Here is a 16,418-nt window from a genome sequence, read left to right as displayed (position 1 = left end):
TTGGCGGAGAGGGCCGTGAGGGCGGCCAGGGCGCTCTGGGCCGTCTGCGCGTCGGGGAGGTTCCCGGCCACGGACGGGATGGGCATGCCGCCGCGTATCTGGTGGCCGTTGGCACCGGGGGTGCGGCGGGGGAGGGGGGCGGGGAAGCCGCCGGTGGTGGTGGCGGAGAAAGAGGTCTCGGGCTGGGCCGCCGTCTCGGGGAGTGAGTCGATCCACGCCTGGGCGGAGTGGGCGCGGATGCCCAGTTGGCCGAGGAGCTCCACGGCGTCCTCGCCGCTGGTCTTGCCGCCCAGTACCTGGACGCTGCGTTCGCGCAGGCGGGTCAGGTCGCCCACCACCAGCCAGCCGTCCTGCAGGCGGCGGTCGGGCATGAGGGCCACCAGGACGCGCCACAGCGGCGTCCCGAGGGACGGGACGTCGATGGGGTGCGCGGGGTCGGCCGCGATGAGCTGTTCCTCCGTCGCGGCGGTGCCGAGCCACTCGGTCAGGCGGAACAGGTGGCCGGTCACCGCGGTGGACTCCGGTGACCGCAGCCAGTGGAGCACCCGTTCCTCCGCGGCCCGCTGGGCCTGCGACAACACGTCCCGGTCCACGTGCAGCTCGTGGGCGAGGGTGCGCAGGCTGATCGGCTCGGCGGCGAACAGCCGCTCGATCGCCACGGCCCGCTCCATGGGCGTCCACTCACGGAACACCGCGTCCACCAGCCGCACGAGCGGGTTGTCGGACACGGGCGGCGTGGGGGCCGGGGGCGGTACCGGGGGGGCGGCCGCCGCGGGGGCGGGTGCCGCCCTGGTCGGCGGGGCCGGCCTCACCGGGGGGGAGGACGGCACCATGGGGGCCGCCGCCGGCGGCGCGGCCGGCGCGGGGGCCGGGGCGCCCTGGGACGACACCGCGGGCACACGCCCCAGGATCTCCCTGAACACCGTCGTGATGATCACTTCGGCCGAGGCGGGCACCGCGGGGGCCCGCAGGTCGGCGGCCGTCAGCCGCCGCAGCCGGTCCCATCCGCCCATGCCGTTGATCGCCGAGCGGGCCGGCTCCGGCCAGCCGGTGAGCGCGGGGTCCACCGTGTGCACCTGGAGCGCCGGCAGCACGTCCATGAGGGCGAGGTGGTCCCAGCGGAGCACGGCCAGCCGGGACAGACGGTCGCAGACCCAGTCGACACCGGTCGTGCCGAGCGCGCGACCCAGAGCGACCGACGCCCACCAGCCTCCGGGGAGCCGGGGATCGGCGAGGACCTCGGCGACCTGCTGAGGGCGGCTCCAGCGCAGGGCGGGTACCAGATCACTCAGGCAGATCATTGAATCGGCGTCCATCGGCTGACCGCATCCTCCCGAGTGTGACGCATGTTGCTAATGGTGCAGCTTACGCCGGACGCTGGCAATTAGCGTCATCAAGGAGAACATAGTGCGCACCCTCCCTTTTCGGGGGGCCGAGCGCCGGTTTCCTCCCGCCGCACCGCCCCGACCAGCAAGATCGTCACGTCCGGGCCGCCTCGCCGGGTGAACCGCCCGGCGATCCGGCACCCTCGGTGACCCGGACGTTCCCCACTGTGGCGCGGGCCCTCGCCGCCGTCCGTGAAGGCAGCGGTTCCCGGCGCGCTAACCGCCGTGCGAGGGCTCGCCGGCCAGGGCCGCGACGGGCCGTCCTCCGAGGCGTGTCACCGCTGCCGCGCCCGCGCGGCAGCCGGCTTCGACCGCCTCGTGGTCCGCGGCGCCGCCGAGGAGGGCCGTCAGCACTCCGGCGGCGAACGCGTCGCCGGCTCCTGTGGAGTCGACGGTCTCGCCTCCGGGCCGGCCGGGGACGTGGCGGGTGACCCTGCCGCCGGCCGCGAGCAGGGCGCCGTCGGCGCCGAGTTTGACGATGGCGGTGCCGTAGCGCACGCTCAGGGCCTCGGCGGCGGTGGCGGCGCCGGGGGCGCCGGTGAGCAGGAGGGCCTCGTCGAGGTTCGGGACGATCAGGGTGGCGCCTGACGTCTCGCGCAGGAACCGTTCCGGGCCGAACTCCCGCAGGAAGCCGGTGGACGCCGGGTCCACGCTGACGGCGGCGCCCCGGTCCAGCGCGGCCCGCGTCGCCAGGCGGACCAGTTCCAGGCCGGGCGGGGCGAACAGCGTGTACCCCGAGACGTGCATCCGGCCCACGCCGTCCAGCAGCGCGTCGTCCCAGTCGCCGGGCCCGATGCGGCGGCCGGCGCCGCGGGTGGTGAGCATGGTGCGCTCCCCGGCGGCGTCCACCATGGCGATCACCACGGCGGTGGGGGACCCGGGGTCGATCCGCACGTGCGTCGTGACCCCCGCGCGGGTGAGCTCGCCGACGTGCCAGGCGCCGGTGTCGTACCCGGCCCTGGCCAGCAGCCGGGCGTCCGCGCCGAGATGGGCGGCCCACGCGGCGGTGTTGGCGCCGGAGCCGCCGGGCCGCAGCACGATGTCGGCCTCGGTGTCGGTGCCTGGCGCGACCGGGGACCGGTGCCGCGCCACCACGTCGGTGACGACGTCCCCGATGACGAGCAGGCCCGCCACTCAGCCCTCCACGACGGGGGCCCCGGCCCAGGCCACGGCGATGCGCCCGGCCAGGCGGGTGTTGCCGCGGACGGCGGCGAGGTTGGCCTCGAGGGACGCGCCGCCGGTGCCGCGCACCAGGTAGTCCAGCAGGAAGGGGGTGATCGCCTGGCCGGTGACGCCCTGGCGGTCGGCCTCGGCCAGCGCCTCGGCCAGCACGCGGTCGTGCAGCGCCGGGTCGAGCTGCTCGTCCTCAGGCACCGGGTTGGCGACGATCAGCGCGGCCTCCGGCCCGCCGAGCCGGTCCTGCGCCCGCATGATCTCCGCCGCCTGCGCCGGGTCGTCCAGCCGCCAGTCGACCGGCAGGCCGGTGGTGTGCAGGTAGAACCCGGGGAAGTCGCCGGTGCGGTACCCGGCGACCGTGACGCCCCGGGTCTCCAGGCGCTGGAGGGTGGCGGGCACGTCCAGGATGGACTTCACACCCGCGCAGACGACGGTGATGCGGGTCGTGGCGAGGGTGTCGAGATCGGCGGACTCGTCCTGGCTGGCCGTCCAGCCGCGGTGCACGCCGCCGAGGCCGCCGGTGGCGAACACGCGGATCCCGGCGCGGGCGGCGAGGAAGGCGGTGGCCGAGACGGTGGTGGCGCCGCTGGCGCCGAGCGCGGCGGCGGGCGCGAGGTCGCGGAAGCCGAGCTTGCGCAGGCCCGGCTCGGTGGCGATCCGCTCCAGGCCGTCCTTGCCGAGGCCCACGCGCGGCACGCCGTCCAGCACGGCGATGGTGGCGGGCACCGCCCCGGCCTCCCGGACCAGGCCCTCCAGCTCGGCGGCGACCTCCAGGTTGCGCGGCTGGGGGAGGCCGTGCGAGATGATCGTGCTCTCCAGCGCCACCACCGGCGCGCCCGTGGCCAGGGCCTCGGCGACCTCGGGGGAGGTCTGGATGATCGTCTCGCCGGGACCGCTCGTGTGCATGCTCGCTCCGTGCCCTTTCCGTCGGTACGCTCCAGGGAGATTTGTTCCCCTGATGTGCTGTCTCACCGTACTGTCCGGGTTAGGAGACTTTGTCATGCGACGCTCGCAGTACCAGGTGGTCATCGCGGGCGGCGGGCACAACGGGCTGGTCGCCGCCGCCTACCTGGCGCGGGCCGGGCTGCGCGTGCTGGTGCTGGAACGGCAGCCGTACGCCGGGGGTCTCGCCGTCTCCGCCCAGGCGTTCCCCGGCGTGGACGCCCGCGTGTCCCGGTACTCCTACCTGGTCAGCCTGCTCCCCGGCAAGATCGTCACGGACCTCGGGCTCGGCCTCGAGCTGCGGCGGCGGCGCTTCGCCTCCTACACCCCGGTCGGCGACGGCGGCCTGCTGGTGGACAACGGCGACGAGCGCCGCACGGCCGCGTCCTTCGCCGCCGTCACCGGGAACGAGACGGACTTCGGCGCGTGGCGCCGCTTCTACGCCGGGACGGCCCGCGTGGCCGCCCGCCTGGCCCCCACCCTGCTCGAACCGCTGCGCGACCGGGCGCAGGTGCGCGACCACGTGGTGGCGGACGCGGACCTGTGGCGCGACCTGTTCGAACGCCCCATCGGCGAGGTGGTGGGGGAGACGTTCGCCGACGACACCGTGCGCGGCGTGGTGCTCACCGACGCCCTCATCGGCACCTTCGCCGACCCCGCGACGGACCTGCTCGCCAACCGCTGCTTCCTGTACCACGTCATCGGGGACGGCACCGGCGACTGGAACGTCCCGGTCGGCGGCATGGGCGCGGTCAGCGGCGCCCTCGCCGAGGCGGCCACGAGGGCCGGCGCCGACATCCGCACCGGCATGGAGGTCCTCGCCATCGATCCGTCGTCCGGCGAGGTCGCCTTCCGCGACGCCGAGGGCGCCGAGCACGCCGTCACCGCCGGCCGTGTGCTCGCCACCACCCCGCCCACCGTGCTGGCCCGCCTCCTCGGGGAGGCGCCGCAGGAGACCCCCGAAGGCGCGCAGCTCAAGGTCAACATGGTGCTGTCCCGCCTGCCGCGCCTGAAGGACGCCGCCGTGGACCCCGCCGAGGCGTTCAGCGGCACCTTCCACATCAACGAGGGCCACGACCAGCTCGCCCGCGCCTACGCCGAGGCCGCCGCGGGGCGGATCCCGTCCCTGCCTCCCGCCGAGGTGTACTGCCACTCGCTCACCGACCCTTCCATCCTCGGCCCCGCGCTCCAGGCGTCCGGCGCCCACACCATGACGTCGTTCGGCCTGCACATGCCCGCCCGCCTGTTCCGCGCCGACCCCGAGAGGGCCCGCGCGCAAGCCCTGGCCGCCACCCTGGCCTCCATCAACGGCGTGCTCGCCGAGCCCCTGGAGGACTGCCTCCTGCGCACCCCTGACGGCGCCTTGTGCCTGGAGGCCAAGACCCCCGCCGACCTGGAGACCGAGGCCGCCCTCCCCGGCGGCCACATCTTCCACCGCGACCTGACCTGGCCGTACGCCGAGACCCCCGCCGACACCGGCCGCTGGGGCGTGGAGACCCACCACGACCGCGTCCTGCTGTGCGGCGCCGCCGCCCGCCGCGGCGGCGGCGTCAGCGGCATCCCCGGCCACAACGCCGCCATGGCCGTCCTCGGCACCTGACCATCCTTTGCCATGACCCAGCCGTGCGGCCCGCATCGCCATCCATATCCCGGGTAGGAGCCCGCACCACGGCTCACGCGAAAGGATGGTCAGAGTGGACCACGAGGCTTTCATCGCCCTCCTGAACGAGGACCTGGAGAGCGAGTACCGCTCCATCGTCCAGTACACCCAGCACAGCGCGACGATCAAAGGCCCCGAGTACCAGAGCTTGGTGGACGAACTGAAAGCCCACCTGACCCAGGAACTGACCCACGCCACCACCCTCGCCGAACAGATCACCTTCCTCGGCGGCGTCCCCTCGGTCAAGGTCCCCGACATCCAGAGCGCCCCCGAAGCCCCCGCCGCCCTGGAACAGGACCTCGCCCTGGAGGAAGCCCAACTCCAGCGCTACCGCGACCGAGTAGCCCAAGCCAACGACCTCGGCCTCCCCGACGTCGCCGAAGCCCTACGCCCCCTCCTCCAGCAGACCCAGGACCACGTCATGGACCTGCAGAACGCCCTGGGCCGCTGACCCTCCACCCGCGCGGCCGATTTCACCCGGGCGACAGGCCGGGGCCTCAACAAAGGCCCGGCCTATTCATTCCGCCGTATATCCCCGGCTTATGGCGAGAGGCCAAGAAGGTGCAGGGCACCGGCAAGCTCGTGACCTGGGCCAAAAAGCACCTCCGGCTCACTGTGGAGATCGTCAAGCGCAGTGACGACGTCAGCGGCTCCGTGGTCCTGCCCCGCAGGTGGGTGGTGGACAGGACCCTGTCGTGGATCTGTCAGCGCAGGCGGTGCGTGCGGGACTATGAGCGGTTGTCCGAGCATCACGAGGCCATGGTCTCGCGGGCGATGATCACCCTCGTGGGACGACGACTCGCACGATCCGCATCGGGTGCAGCTCGGGCTGAGTGACCAGTCGCGATGGCGTACTTGACGCACTTGGCACGGTATCTGAGCTGGGAGCTTTGGCCTTCCACCGGGTGTGCCGGATCAGCGACTCGGTCGAAGCCGCACCTTGCCTGATCGCGGCGGTAGCGTCGCCAGCCGGGGGGTGGTCATGTCTACGCTGGTGGCGTGACCTTGGTGTGGGTGACGGGCAATTCAGGGACCGGTAAGTCCGCGGTCTGCGGGGTGTTGCGAGCGCGCGGCTATGTCGCCTTCGACGCCGACATGGATGGATTCTGTCGCTGGATCGACCGAGTTGATGGCGAGGTCGTGATGGATCCGCCGGATCCAGTTCCCGCGGGCTGGCTCGATCGATACGGGTGGGCGATCGTCCGCGAGCAGGTCGAGACCCTCGTCGAGGAGTCTCGCAGCCGAATCACGTTCTTGTGCGGGTCGGCGGAGAACGAGGCAGACGTCCGCGATCTTTTCGACCTCATCGTAGGCCTGGTGATCGACGAGGACATCCTCCGCCACCGGCTCGCGACTCGCACTACGAACACCTTCGGTCGACATCCCGAAGAGCTCGCAGCGGCCCTGAAGTGGAATCCTCGGATGCGAGCTATCTACGAAAGCCATGGCGCGACGATCATCGATGCGTCCAAGCCGCTGACCGAGGTGGTGGACAGCGTGATCGACGCAGTTCAGGAGCTGACAGGGGGCGCCCGATAGCTCGGGGCACGTCTGCGCGCCGCGTGGTCACTCAGCGGCGGTTCCCGGATGTCGCGGTTACGCGTCGCGATCCAATGTGGCTACCGCTCCGTGCTCTCCGCGTGGAACCTGACGTTGATGGGCCAGGCAAGTCACCGTAGTCATGCCAGCCTGCAGCCAGTTCGTCTTTGGCTGTGGTTCCGATCGGGGCATGGTCGGTGGACAGTCAAAGCTCCAGCTCAGATGTCGTGTCACGTGCGTGACGTATGCCGTCGTGATCGGTCACTCAGCCCGAGCTGCACCCATCCGCATCTCCCAGATCGACCTGACGATCAGTGTGTACACGGGCACTCAGGCGCCGGCGCGTTCGGCCGTCGCGTCGACCGCCGTCGCGCCTTCAGGGCCCACGATGACGGGGTTGAACTCCAGCAGGGCCAGATCCTCGGCGTGTGCGAGCGCGGTGGCGCGGGTGGCGAGTTCGGCGAACACGTCGAGGCGGGCCGGTGGACGGCCGCGGCCGCCGGTGAGGAGCGCCGAGCCTCGCAGCCGGCGCACGGCCGCCGCGACCTGCTCCGCCGTGACCGGCAGAGGGAGCAGCGCGGCGTCGTCCAGCACTTCGACCCAGGTGCCCCCGAGAGCCACGACCAGCACCGGCACCATGCCGTCGCGGCGGACGGCGAGCATCACCTCGACCCCCGGTGCCGCCATCTCCTCCACGAGGAGCACCCCTTCCACGGGGAGGGCGAGCAGGCGGGTGGCCGCGGCCCGTACCTCCTCGGGGTCGCGGGCGCCGAGGACGACGGCACCCATGTCGGTCTTGTGGCTGATCGTGCGGCTGCTGAGCTTGACCGCCACCGGTCTGCCGAGGGAGGCCGCCACCGCCACGGCCTCGTCCGGTGTGCGCGCCGTCTGGCCGGCGGGCACGGGGATGCCGTAAGCCCTGGCCAGGGCCTTGACCTCATGCTCGGCCAGCCGCAGCCCGCCGGCGTGCCCCGGGCGGGTGGCCCCGCCGTCGGGATCCGGGCGGGTGGCCCCGCCGTCGGAGTCTGGTCGGGTGGCCGCGGTGGCGGGGTCCGGGCGGGTGGCCCCGCCGTCGGGGTCTGGTTGGGTGGCCGCGGTGGCGGGGTACGGGCGGGTGGCCGCGGCGGCGATGTCCCGCAGCCGGTCGCCGCCGGCGGGGCGGCGCAGCAGGGCTCCGGCGCAGCGGACCCCCTCGGTGAGCCCGGCGACCGGGACGACGCCGTGGTCGGTCAGGCGTTCCGCGATCTCCTCCGGCATGAGCTCGGGCAGGGTGGAGGCGACGACGAGCCGTCCCGGGAGCGCCGCGGCGGCGGCGATGACGCCTTCGAGCGCCCCGTCCCACTCCGCGGCGGCGTCGTCGGGCACGCGCGCGGGCCGGTCGTAACAGACGAGGACCGGCCCTACGGACTCGTCGGCCGCGGCGACGGTGATGACCGCCGCGGTCCGCGGGGCGTCGCCGAAGATGACGGCGGTGTAGTCCAGCGGGTTGCCCGGAGTGGCCGTACCGGGCAAAACGGAGGCGAGCGCCGCCTTGGTGACCGCGCTCAGCACGGCCAGCGGAACCCCATGACGCGCCGCCTCGTCGGCGGCTACGGCCGCGTCCCCACCGGAGCAGGTGACGACCAGCACCCCCCGCCCGGTCTCTGGTACTCCGTGGTTGGTGTGGGGTACTTCTCGTCCGGTCTCTGGCAGTCCGTGGTTGGTGTGGGGTACCCCGCGTCCGGTCTCTGGCAGTCCGTGGTTGGTGTGGGGTACTTCTCGTCCGGTCTCTGGCAGTCCGTGGTTGGTGTGGGGTACTCCCCGTCCGATGTCCGGTACCCCGCGTCCGGTGTCGAGCACTCCGTGTGCGGTGTCCGGCACCTCTCGTCTGGTCTCCTGCGGGGGCTGGAGACGGTGCCTCGCCGGTGTCACGGGTGGCGTGGTGACGGGGCGGCCGGGGGGTGGGGGGCAGGCGAGGGTTTTGGCGAGTTCGAGGAGGTCGTGGGGATTGTGGGCCCAGGCGCCGCCCGCTTCCTCGACGAGGGCGCGCAGGATGCGTGCGTCGCCGGCCACGGCGCCGGTGTGGGCGGCCGCGGCGGCGGCGCCTAGCGGGGTGCCGCCGCCCTTGAGCACAGCGACGCGGATGCCGCGGTCGGCGCAGACGGCTAGGGCGCCGGCGAGCCGTCGCCCGTCTCCCGCGTCCTCCAGGTACAACCCCACCGCGCGCACACCGTCGGTCTCGGCGAGTGCCGTCAGGTAGCCGGCGGCGTCGACCACGGCCTGGTTCCCGCAGGAGACGACGGTGTGCAGCCGCAGGCCGCGAGCGCTGAGCAGCGCGTTCACCGCGAGGTTGCCGCTCTGCGACACCAGCGCCACCGGCCCGGGGCGCCGCGGCCGGTACGCGTCCCCCCACAGCGGCGCACGCGCCGCCACCGCCACGATCCCGTTGCCGTTGGGCCCGCACACCGGCATGTCGTACCGCGCCGCCGCCGCGGCCAGCTCCTCCTGCAACCGCACACCCGGCGCGTCCGCGGCACCCGAAGGCGACGTCTCGGCGAAGCCGGCCGCGAACACCACCGCGCCGCCGCAGCCGTGCTCGCCCGCTTCCGCCACCAGTCCCGGTACGGTCGCGGCCGGTGTGGCGACGACGACGGCGTCCGGCGCGAGGGGCAGGTCCCTGATCCGCGGCACGCACGGCACCCCGTGCACCTCGGCGGCGGTGGGGTGCACCCCGAACACGGGGCCGGGGAACCCGGCCGCCACCAGGTTGGCCACGGCGAGGTTCCCGTACGACCCGGGCCGTGTGGACGCCCCGACCACCGCCACCGACCGCGGCCCGAGCAGACGTGTGAGCTTCACACCCCCCAACCTGACTGACCACCCAGTCAGCGTCAAGCTCTCGCCGCCCCCCGCCGGCCGTGGAATGCACAGAAGAAAGGTTCGAAACGCCCCTGTGAGCTGCGGTGACGCCAGCGGCTCCGGCGAAACGGCTATTGGCGGCGAGAAAGTTTACATTTAAATCCGACTCCGATTGATCGGTTGGTTGCCCGCGCCAACCGATAGCAATTTATCTTTCGGGGTACAGGCCGCGCACCTTCATGATAATTTCCGGCGTCAAACAGAAAACAGGACACCCGGACGGGGCGAGGGAACACGGGATGGTCGGATGAGCGGCCTCAGAACAGGCTTGCGAATCATGACGGGCGCGGCGGGAATGGTGGCGGTTTCCGTGGCGACAAGCCAGGTGTTCGGCGACGGGCGGCTGAGCTGGGGCTGGGCGTACGTCTCGGTCGCCGTGTCGGCGCTGAGCTTGTGGTCGGGAGAGGTGCTGGCCGGGGGGAACACAGAGGCGTGGGCGGCGCGGGGGCCGCGTGGGCGGCGCGGGACGTACCTGCGGCAGTTGCGGGACAGCGTCCGCGCGATCGAGACAATTGGTGTCGGCACTAATCCGCCTTACGCCCTGCAATTACGTCAGGTTTATGTGGACGTGAGCCTCACGCTTAAAGCGCCGCACGACAACGGGCGGACGCCGTGCAACGGCCCACCCGGCGAGCGGAAACCGCTGGAGTCGTTCCTGCGCGGCGACGCGAGCCCGGTGCTCGTCGTCAAGGGCGACCCGGCGTGCCGTGGCCCTACGAGGTCGGCGCGCGGACGCTGCGCCGCCGCCCGGCGGCCGACCGCGAGAGCACCACCCCGTACCTGCGGATCGTGGTGCGGCAGCGGGCGTTCTACGGAGGTGTCGGCTCCGCCGGTCTCCTCGACATCGGCAGGGACGGCCGCCTTCCCGCCGGCCACGTCGAACGGCTGCCCCGCCTGATCTCCTGGGCCGACGCCGTGCAGGTGCGTGAACTGGCACGTGACCTGGCACGTGAACTCGGCGTGCGCGTCGGCGGCCTCGCCAAGGAACGTGACCGCGACTCCGCACTCGACCACGCGAGCCTGTCCGGTTTCCGGCCGTCCGCCCTGGACGCGTTCCAGCTTCTCCTCGCCTGCCGCGCGACGACCAGAGGCCGCAGGTCACGGCCCGGTGAGGAGGTGGCGGACTTCGACGACTACCTCACCGGCCTGGTACGCGGCCCGCTGAAGTCACGCGAGACCACACGCAAGCCGCCGGACATCCTGCTGCGACGCGCCGTTGACCTGCTGCGCGACCTGCCAGGCGACCACGGCGAGCCGATGGCCACGGCACTGGGCCTGGCCGAAGGCGTGCACGCGTCGATCGCCCCGATCCTGGACCGCTCGGCCCCCTGTGACCCGATGACGCTGACTCTCCAGGAGCGCGCCGAGGGCCGCATCATGGGGAACGAGGTACTGCTGCTGGTGCACCAGTGAGGACACGGCCACGGAGGACCGGGACGCCTCCATCGTGACCCAGGTTAAGGAGTGCCGACGCCGTCTACGGCAGCCAGTCGATCTGGCCCGGTGGAGGCAGGCGGTCAGACGAGAGCCGCTCCTCCAGCGCGTGGACAAGGCGGCCCATCGCCGACTTGGTGCGGGGGAAGCGGTGAGCGGCGCTGTAGAGCAGACCCGCGCACGGCCGCCCCTGCGTGAGTCTTTGGACTCGCAGGATCTCGAAGTCACGGACGTTCTCGGTGAGAACGCAGCGGTTCTGACCAATGGCCAGTTCGATCACGCCGTCGTCCGGCGTGCCTGGCCCCGCGTCACACTCAGCGACGGTGATCACGTCGTACCCTCTGGCCCTGAGTTCCGCCGCCAGATAGGGCGCGAACATCTCGTCCAGCAGAAGCCGTGCGCTCACGAGGCCAGTAGGCCCTGCTCACGGCGCCACCGCTCCTCCGCGGCTGTAGCGGCCTGCTCGGCGGCCTTGATCTGCTCGTCTATCTCCTCAGGGTAAGCCGACCAGTAGCGAATCGCGGTTGTGACCTGTTGTGACGTGATGCCCGAGTGTTCGCCGACCATCTCGATGATCTCCTGGGGCGACGCGTCGGTCTCGGATGCACGAGTTGTCTTGACCGCCTGGACGATCTCCCAGACATCCGGGCCGTTCACCGTCACCGCACGCCGTCCAGAAGGCCCGGACCGGAAGACGATGCCAGGATGCTCTTCCATCCGCAGTGCCTCCGCGACGAGCAGGTTCACCGCCGCGGACACGGAGAGACCAGGGTGCTCCATCACGAAACGCGCAAGCTTGTCGAGTACGGCGTCCTCGAACCTGATCGACCGTGGAGTCGGTGCCATGACTACATTGTAGTCAGACGCCGGGACGGAACGCGCTCATGGCGACACGGAGCAGTCCCAGCATCCCTGGTTCCATGATTCACTCGAGATCACGAGGCGAATGCGCCACCAGGCCGTCGGCGCGTCAGACCGGCTTCCGTTCGGGGACGGTCGTGCTGGTGTCCGGCTTGGCGGTGTCCGGTTCGTCGATTCCCGGCATGTCGGTCTCCGGCTCCTGGGGCGGGTCGCTGAGCTGTTCGCGGAGGTAGCTCCACACCACGGCGACCAGGCCGGCGACCGGTACGGCGAGGAGGCTGCCGACGATGCCCGCGAGGCTGCCGCCCAGCGTCACCGCCAGCAGGATCACCGCGGCGTGCAGGCCCAGGCCGCGGCTCTGCACCATCGGCTGGAACACGTTTCCTTCGAGCTGCTGCACGGCGACGATGATGGCGAGCACGATCAGCGCGTCCGTCGGGCCGTTGGACACCAGCGTGATGAGGACCGCGACGAAACCGGCGAACAGCGCCCCGATGATGGGGATGAACGCCGAGACGAAGGTCAGGACGGCTAGGGGGAGGACCAGCGGTACGCCCACGATCCACAGGCCGAGACCGATGAAGACGGCGTCGAGCAGGCCCACGAAGGCCTGGGAGCGTACGAACGCGCCGAGGGAGTCCCAGATGCGTTCGGCCACGGCCGGCACGTCCGTGGCGAGGCGGCCGGGGAGCTGGCGGGACAGCCAGGGCAGGAACCGCGGGCCGTCCTTGAGGAAGAAGAACATCAGGAAGAGCGCCAGGACGGTGGTGACCAGGCCGTTGACCACGGTGCCGAGGCCGGTGAGGGTGGCGGTGACGATGCTGCCGACGCTGGCCTGGATGCGGGAGACCGCGCTGTCGAGCGCGCTGCTGACCTGGTCGGCGCCGAAGTTCAGCGGCGGCCCCGCGGCCCAGTCGCGCAACTGCTGGATGCCGCTCCGCACACCGGTGGCCAGCTCGCCGGACTGGGACGCCACCGGGACGGCGATCAGCACGATGGTGCCGGCCGCGACCAGCAGGAACAGGACGGTCACGGCCGAGGCCGCCAGCGCGGGGGGCCAGCCGTGCCGCCGCAGGAAGCGGGCCAGGGGCCAGGTCAGTGTGGTGAGGAGCAGGGCGATCACGAGCGGCCAGACGACCGACCACATCTGGCCCAGGATCCACAGGCTTACGGCGGTCAGCAGCACGACGAGCAGCATCTCCAGGGAGACGCGCGCCGATATGCGCAGCGCTTCACGGGTCTTCGCGGCATTGAGCGTGGCAGGCACAAGGACACCCTAGACATAGTCCGGCGGAACGGACTCAGACAGGCGCAGATGATGGGGAGCGCCGATGGTAGAGGTCGTGGATCCCGGTGGACGACCGTGGACGGCTTACGGCCCTGCTCCGGTGGGGAGCAGGGCCGTGGATCTCTAGGACGGGCCGACGGCTTTCAGCGTGGTGGTTCCCTCGCCGGTGAAGACGGCCGCGTACCGGCTGTCGTAGTGAACCAGGCCCTCCGTGCCGACCCGGAACACGGGACGGTCGGGGTACCCGGACGGGATGAAGGTGTGCGGCCCGGCCACCAGCCGCAGGTTCCGCGCCTGCCGCGCGTCCCACCAGCCCTGTCCGGACAGGCTGAAGGAGGAGTAGGGCAGCCCGGTGGCGTCGACCGTGACGGCGTGCCCGGTCACGGTGAGCGTCGCCGTACCCCTGCCGGACAGCTCGGAGGCGTACTGCGCGTCGTAGTCGAGGTGTCCCTCGGCCGTGACGCGGAACGGGACGGCGGTCACGCCGCCGATCACGAAGGTGTGCGACCCGGGCAGCAGCCGCACGGCCTGCGTGTGCCGGGCGTCCCACCACCCCTGCCCGCCGATGCCGAAGTTGGGATAGTCCAGGGCGGTGGCATCGATCGTGACGGTCTTCCCGATCAGGGTCAGCGTGCCGGTGCCCTTGCCCCCGAGCAGCGACGCGTACGGCGCGTCGTAGTCGACCCGCCCCTGTCTGGTGACGCGGAACGGGATGGCGGTCACGCCGCCGACCACGAAGGTGTACGGCCCGGCCGGCAGCCGCAGCGTCTGCGCGTGCCGGGTGTCCCACCACCCCTTGCCGCTGAGGCCGAAGTACGGATAGGTCAGGCCGGTGACGTCGAGCGTGATCGGATGGGCGGTGGTGACGGCCAGCCGCTCGTCCATCGCGCGCATCTGCTCGGTGGTCGGCGATGGCTCCGCCGCGGCATCGGCGTCCGCCGTCATGGAGTCGCCGAAGTGGGCGAACGGCAGGGATATCGTCGCCCAGTCGTCGGAGCCCTTCAGCTCCTCGTCGGACCGGGTGTCGCGGCAGCCGGCCGGCTGCCCCGTCACGCTGTCGGCGGTGTTGACGTTGATGGGAGACAGCGGGCCGGTCCGGCTCGGATCCCAGTCGGGTGGGACGTCGAGGTTGCCGGCGACCTTCGCCCCCGCCGCGTTGACGAAGACGAACTGATTCGCGGGGTCGCTCGGGTCCAGTACGGCGGATTCGCTGAGGTTGTCCTCATGCAGCGTCTCAAGGGGCGCCCGGCCGCGCCGCGAGCCGTCGAGCGTGATCCGCGGCGGCGAGTAGTCCAGGATCCGCCCGCCGCCCACACGCCTGATGCCCTCCTGCAGGTCGTAGTTCATCACGCTGACGTAGTTGGGCTTGCAGTTGATGGGATCGCCGCCGCCGTGGTTCAGGTTCAGGTTGTGGCCCAGCTCGTGCATGATCGTGCCCGCGTCGAGGTTGAACACGACGAAGTCGTTGCCGCCACGCTCGCCGCTGCCGCCCGAAGAGGACGGGCACGTCCCGGGACGGGCCGCCATGATCCCGTAGTGGAAGATCGCCCGCCGGGACGCGTCGTAGTTGGCGTTCCGGACCGCGAAGAAGTTCATGTCCCGCGCGCAGGCGTTGACGGTGCGGACCTGCCCGCCCCGCCGGTCGGCCGGATCCAGCGGATCTCCCACGAGGCAGTCGGGATCGGCGGCGTCCGTCAGCCCGTCCGAGTCATCGTCGGCGGGCGGCCGGCCGGCGGCCGGCACGCAGTCACCCGCTCCGGGATCTTCCACGTCGGCGTCCAGGAGGCCGCAGTCGCCGTCCGCGGCGTCCGTCGTGCCGTCGTTGTTGTTGTCGACCCCGTCCACGCAGGTCCCGCCGGGCGCGCCCTCCGCGGCGCGCGGGTCCACCAGGGCGCCGGTGTCCACGTGCAGGGTGATGCCGGGCCGCCCGTCGGGGTTCGGCGGCGCCTCGGCGCCGGGTATCCCCTTGTCGTTGAGCAGGCGCACGGCGGCCTTGCCCGCGTCGGCCGGCGCGGCTGCGAACGCCTTCTTCATCGCCTGGATCCAGGTCCGCCGGGGCGCCCGGCCGGCCTCCCAGTCCAGTTCCAGGAAGACGTCCTTGTGCGCCGGGTCGGCGCCCATCGCCGGCAGGTTGACGTCGATCCGGGAGTCGCGGTCGTGGTCGTAGCCATGGCGCTCCCAGTCATCGAACAGACCGTCTCCGTCGTCGTCCGAATCGGAGGTCGCCCAGGCCTGGTTGGTGTTCCACACGCGGTTCTTGTTCACCTGGAACCGGTTGAGCACCCGGTCTCCGGTCGTGTCCGCCGAGAAGTAGACGGCGCCGGTGTCCCGGTCGATGATCTGCAGCCCCGCCAGGTCCCAGTTGTCGGAGTCGCTCCCGTCGTTGCTCTCCCGTGAGATGTGCTCGAACTCGAACCCGTTGACGAGCTCCCGCGCGGGGACGCACGGCGTCAGCCGGGCCTCCCAGATGAACGTGCCGTTCGTCGTGTCGCCGGTGCCCCCCCGGTGACCGGTGGCCGGGTCGGGCTCGCCGTTCCCGTCGGAGTCGAGGAACGTCACCGCCTGCCCGCCCAGCCGGATGATCTCGGTGGAGTCGTCGCGGATGCCGTCCTGGAAGCCGGTGGCGAGGACGAACCCCAGCCGGCACACCCCGGTACGGCCCGGCGTGAAGTCAGGAGCGGCCTCGCTGGTGTTCCATTTCTGGCCGGTGTGCTTGTGGAAGCGGTGCAGGCGACTGCCGGAATGGCCGGCATTGAAGATCACGAACCCGGTGCCGGCGTCCACGATCTTGAGCTCCCGCAGGTCCCAGTTGTCGGCGAACAGGTCGTCGGCGTCCGTCTGGTGCTCGAACTCGACGCCCTGAGCGAGCTGGGTGCCGTCCGCGCAGCCGTCCAGTTCGGCCGCCCAGACGAATTGGCGATTCCGGTCGTCGCCGGTCCCGCCCCGGTGGAAGGGCTGTCTGTCCGGCTCCCCGTCGCCGTCGGAATCCAGGAACGTCACCGGCCGGCCACCGACCCGGATGATCTCGGTGGAGTCCTCGCGGATGCCGTCGTCACCGGTGGTGAGGATGATCGTCAGCCGGCAGACCTGCGCGGGATCGGCGAGCGCCGGCGGTGGGACGACCGCCAGTGCGAGCGTCGTCAGGATGGCGGCGAGGACCGCCAGAACGGTTTTCCCAATGTTTTCGCGAACGGGCGGTGCCGCGTTCTCAATGTCCATGGCCCTTCTCTAGCTG

11 protein-coding genes and 1 pseudogene are annotated in these 16,418 nt (G+C 71.8%); 4 read left to right on the top strand and 8 right to left on the bottom strand.

Going from position 1 to position 16,418, the window contains the following annotated elements:
- The 3 genes and pseudogenes from ABGB17_RS35410 to ABGB17_RS35400 form a co-directional block, all read right to left on the bottom strand.
- Window positions 1–1,316, bottom strand: a pseudogene (locus tag ABGB17_RS35410) (hypothetical protein); the annotation flags it as partial.
- 285 nt (window positions 1,317–1,601) lie between these two features.
- Window positions 1,602–2,519 carry a PfkB family carbohydrate kinase gene (locus tag ABGB17_RS35405; protein WP_347638085.1) on the bottom strand — a complete coding sequence of 306 codons (918 nt, stop codon included), beginning with the start codon at window positions 2,517–2,519 and terminating at the stop codon, window positions 1,602–1,604.
- Window positions 2,520–3,467 carry a pseudouridine-5'-phosphate glycosidase gene (locus tag ABGB17_RS35400; protein WP_347638083.1) on the bottom strand — a complete coding sequence of 316 codons (948 nt, stop codon included), beginning with the start codon at window positions 3,465–3,467 and terminating at the stop codon, window positions 2,520–2,522.
- Window positions 3,468–3,561: 94 nt separating this feature from the next.
- Between ABGB17_RS35400 and ABGB17_RS35395 the strand changes: the two genes are divergently transcribed.
- The 3 genes from ABGB17_RS35395 (at window position 3,562) to ABGB17_RS35385 (ending at window position 6,702) form a co-directional block, all read left to right on the top strand.
- A complete protein-coding gene (locus ABGB17_RS35395; protein WP_347638081.1) occupies window positions 3,562–5,103 on the top strand; it encodes an NAD(P)/FAD-dependent oxidoreductase in 1,542 nt (513 codons plus the stop codon).
- Window positions 5,104–5,197: 94 nt separating this feature from the next.
- Window positions 5,198–5,614 carry a ferritin-like domain-containing protein gene (locus ABGB17_RS35390; protein WP_347638079.1) on the top strand — a complete coding sequence of 139 codons (417 nt, stop codon included), beginning with the start codon at window positions 5,198–5,200 and terminating at the stop codon, window positions 5,612–5,614.
- A gap of 548 nt (window positions 5,615–6,162) precedes the next feature.
- Window positions 6,163–6,702 (top strand): hypothetical protein, encoded by a 540-nt coding sequence (locus ABGB17_RS35385; RefSeq protein WP_347638077.1) that lies wholly within the window; start codon window positions 6,163–6,165, stop codon window positions 6,700–6,702.
- A gap of 330 nt (window positions 6,703–7,032) precedes the next feature.
- On the opposite strand, the gene ABGB17_RS35380 is transcribed toward ABGB17_RS35385, so the two are convergent.
- Entirely contained in the window at window positions 7,033–9,540 is a 2,508-nt protein-coding gene (locus ABGB17_RS35380) for an acetate--CoA ligase family protein (protein WP_347638075.1), read from the bottom strand.
- Window positions 9,541–10,302: 762 nt separating this feature from the next.
- Here ABGB17_RS35380 and ABGB17_RS35375 point away from each other — a divergent pair.
- Complete coding sequence (locus ABGB17_RS35375) at window positions 10,303–11,013, top strand: hypothetical protein (RefSeq protein WP_347638073.1); 711 nt, start codon at window positions 10,303–10,305, stop codon at window positions 11,011–11,013.
- Between the two features lie 64 nt (window positions 11,014–11,077).
- On the opposite strand, the gene ABGB17_RS35370 is transcribed toward ABGB17_RS35375, so the two are convergent.
- The 4 genes from ABGB17_RS35370 to ABGB17_RS35355 form a co-directional block, all read right to left on the bottom strand.
- Window positions 11,078–11,440 carry a DUF5615 family PIN-like protein gene (locus ABGB17_RS35370; protein WP_347638071.1) on the bottom strand — a complete coding sequence of 121 codons (363 nt, stop codon included), beginning with the start codon at window positions 11,438–11,440 and terminating at the stop codon, window positions 11,078–11,080.
- On the bottom strand, window positions 11,437–11,880 hold the full coding sequence (locus ABGB17_RS35365) for a hypothetical protein (RefSeq protein WP_347638069.1): 444 nt from the start codon (window positions 11,878–11,880) through the stop codon (window positions 11,437–11,439). Before ABGB17_RS35365 ends, ABGB17_RS35370 begins: the two co-directional genes overlap by 4 nt.
- Window positions 11,881–12,004: 124 nt before the next feature.
- Window positions 12,005–13,162: an AI-2E family transporter gene (locus tag ABGB17_RS35360; protein WP_347638067.1), complete on the bottom strand. Its 1,158-nt coding sequence runs from the start codon at window positions 13,160–13,162 to the stop codon at window positions 12,005–12,007.
- Window positions 13,163–13,306: 144 nt separating this feature from the next.
- Window positions 13,307–16,402, bottom strand: a complete 3,096-nt coding sequence (locus ABGB17_RS35355; RefSeq protein ID WP_347638065.1) for a hypothetical protein — start codon at window positions 16,400–16,402, stop codon at window positions 13,307–13,309.
- Window positions 16,403–16,418: the final 16 nt, after the last annotated feature.

Origin of the sequence: Sphaerisporangium sp. B11E5, assembly GCF_039871875.1 — a bacterium.
Classification (GTDB): domain Bacteria; phylum Actinomycetota; class Actinomycetes; order Streptosporangiales; family Streptosporangiaceae; genus Sphaerisporangium.
Note: the sequence above shows the minus strand (reverse complement) of the source record. Positions and strands in the feature narration are given on the sequence as shown.

What these genes read in the sequence shown, in the direction of transcription:
- ABGB17_RS35400 (WP_347638083.1), bottom strand. Translation starts at nt 3,467, where the DNA reads ATGCACACGAGCGGTCCCGGCGAGACGATCATCCAGACCTCCCCCGAG.
- ABGB17_RS35365 (WP_347638069.1), bottom strand. Translation starts at nt 11,880, where the DNA reads ATGGCACCGACTCCACGGTCGATCAGGTTCGAGGACGCCGTACTCGAC.
- ABGB17_RS35395 (WP_347638081.1), top strand. Translation starts at nt 3,562, where the DNA reads ATGCGACGCTCGCAGTACCAGGTGGTCATCGCGGGCGGCGGGCACAAC.
- ABGB17_RS35355 (WP_347638065.1), bottom strand. Translation starts at nt 16,402, where the DNA reads ATGGACATTGAGAACGCGGCACCGCCCGTTCGCGAAAACATTGGGAAA.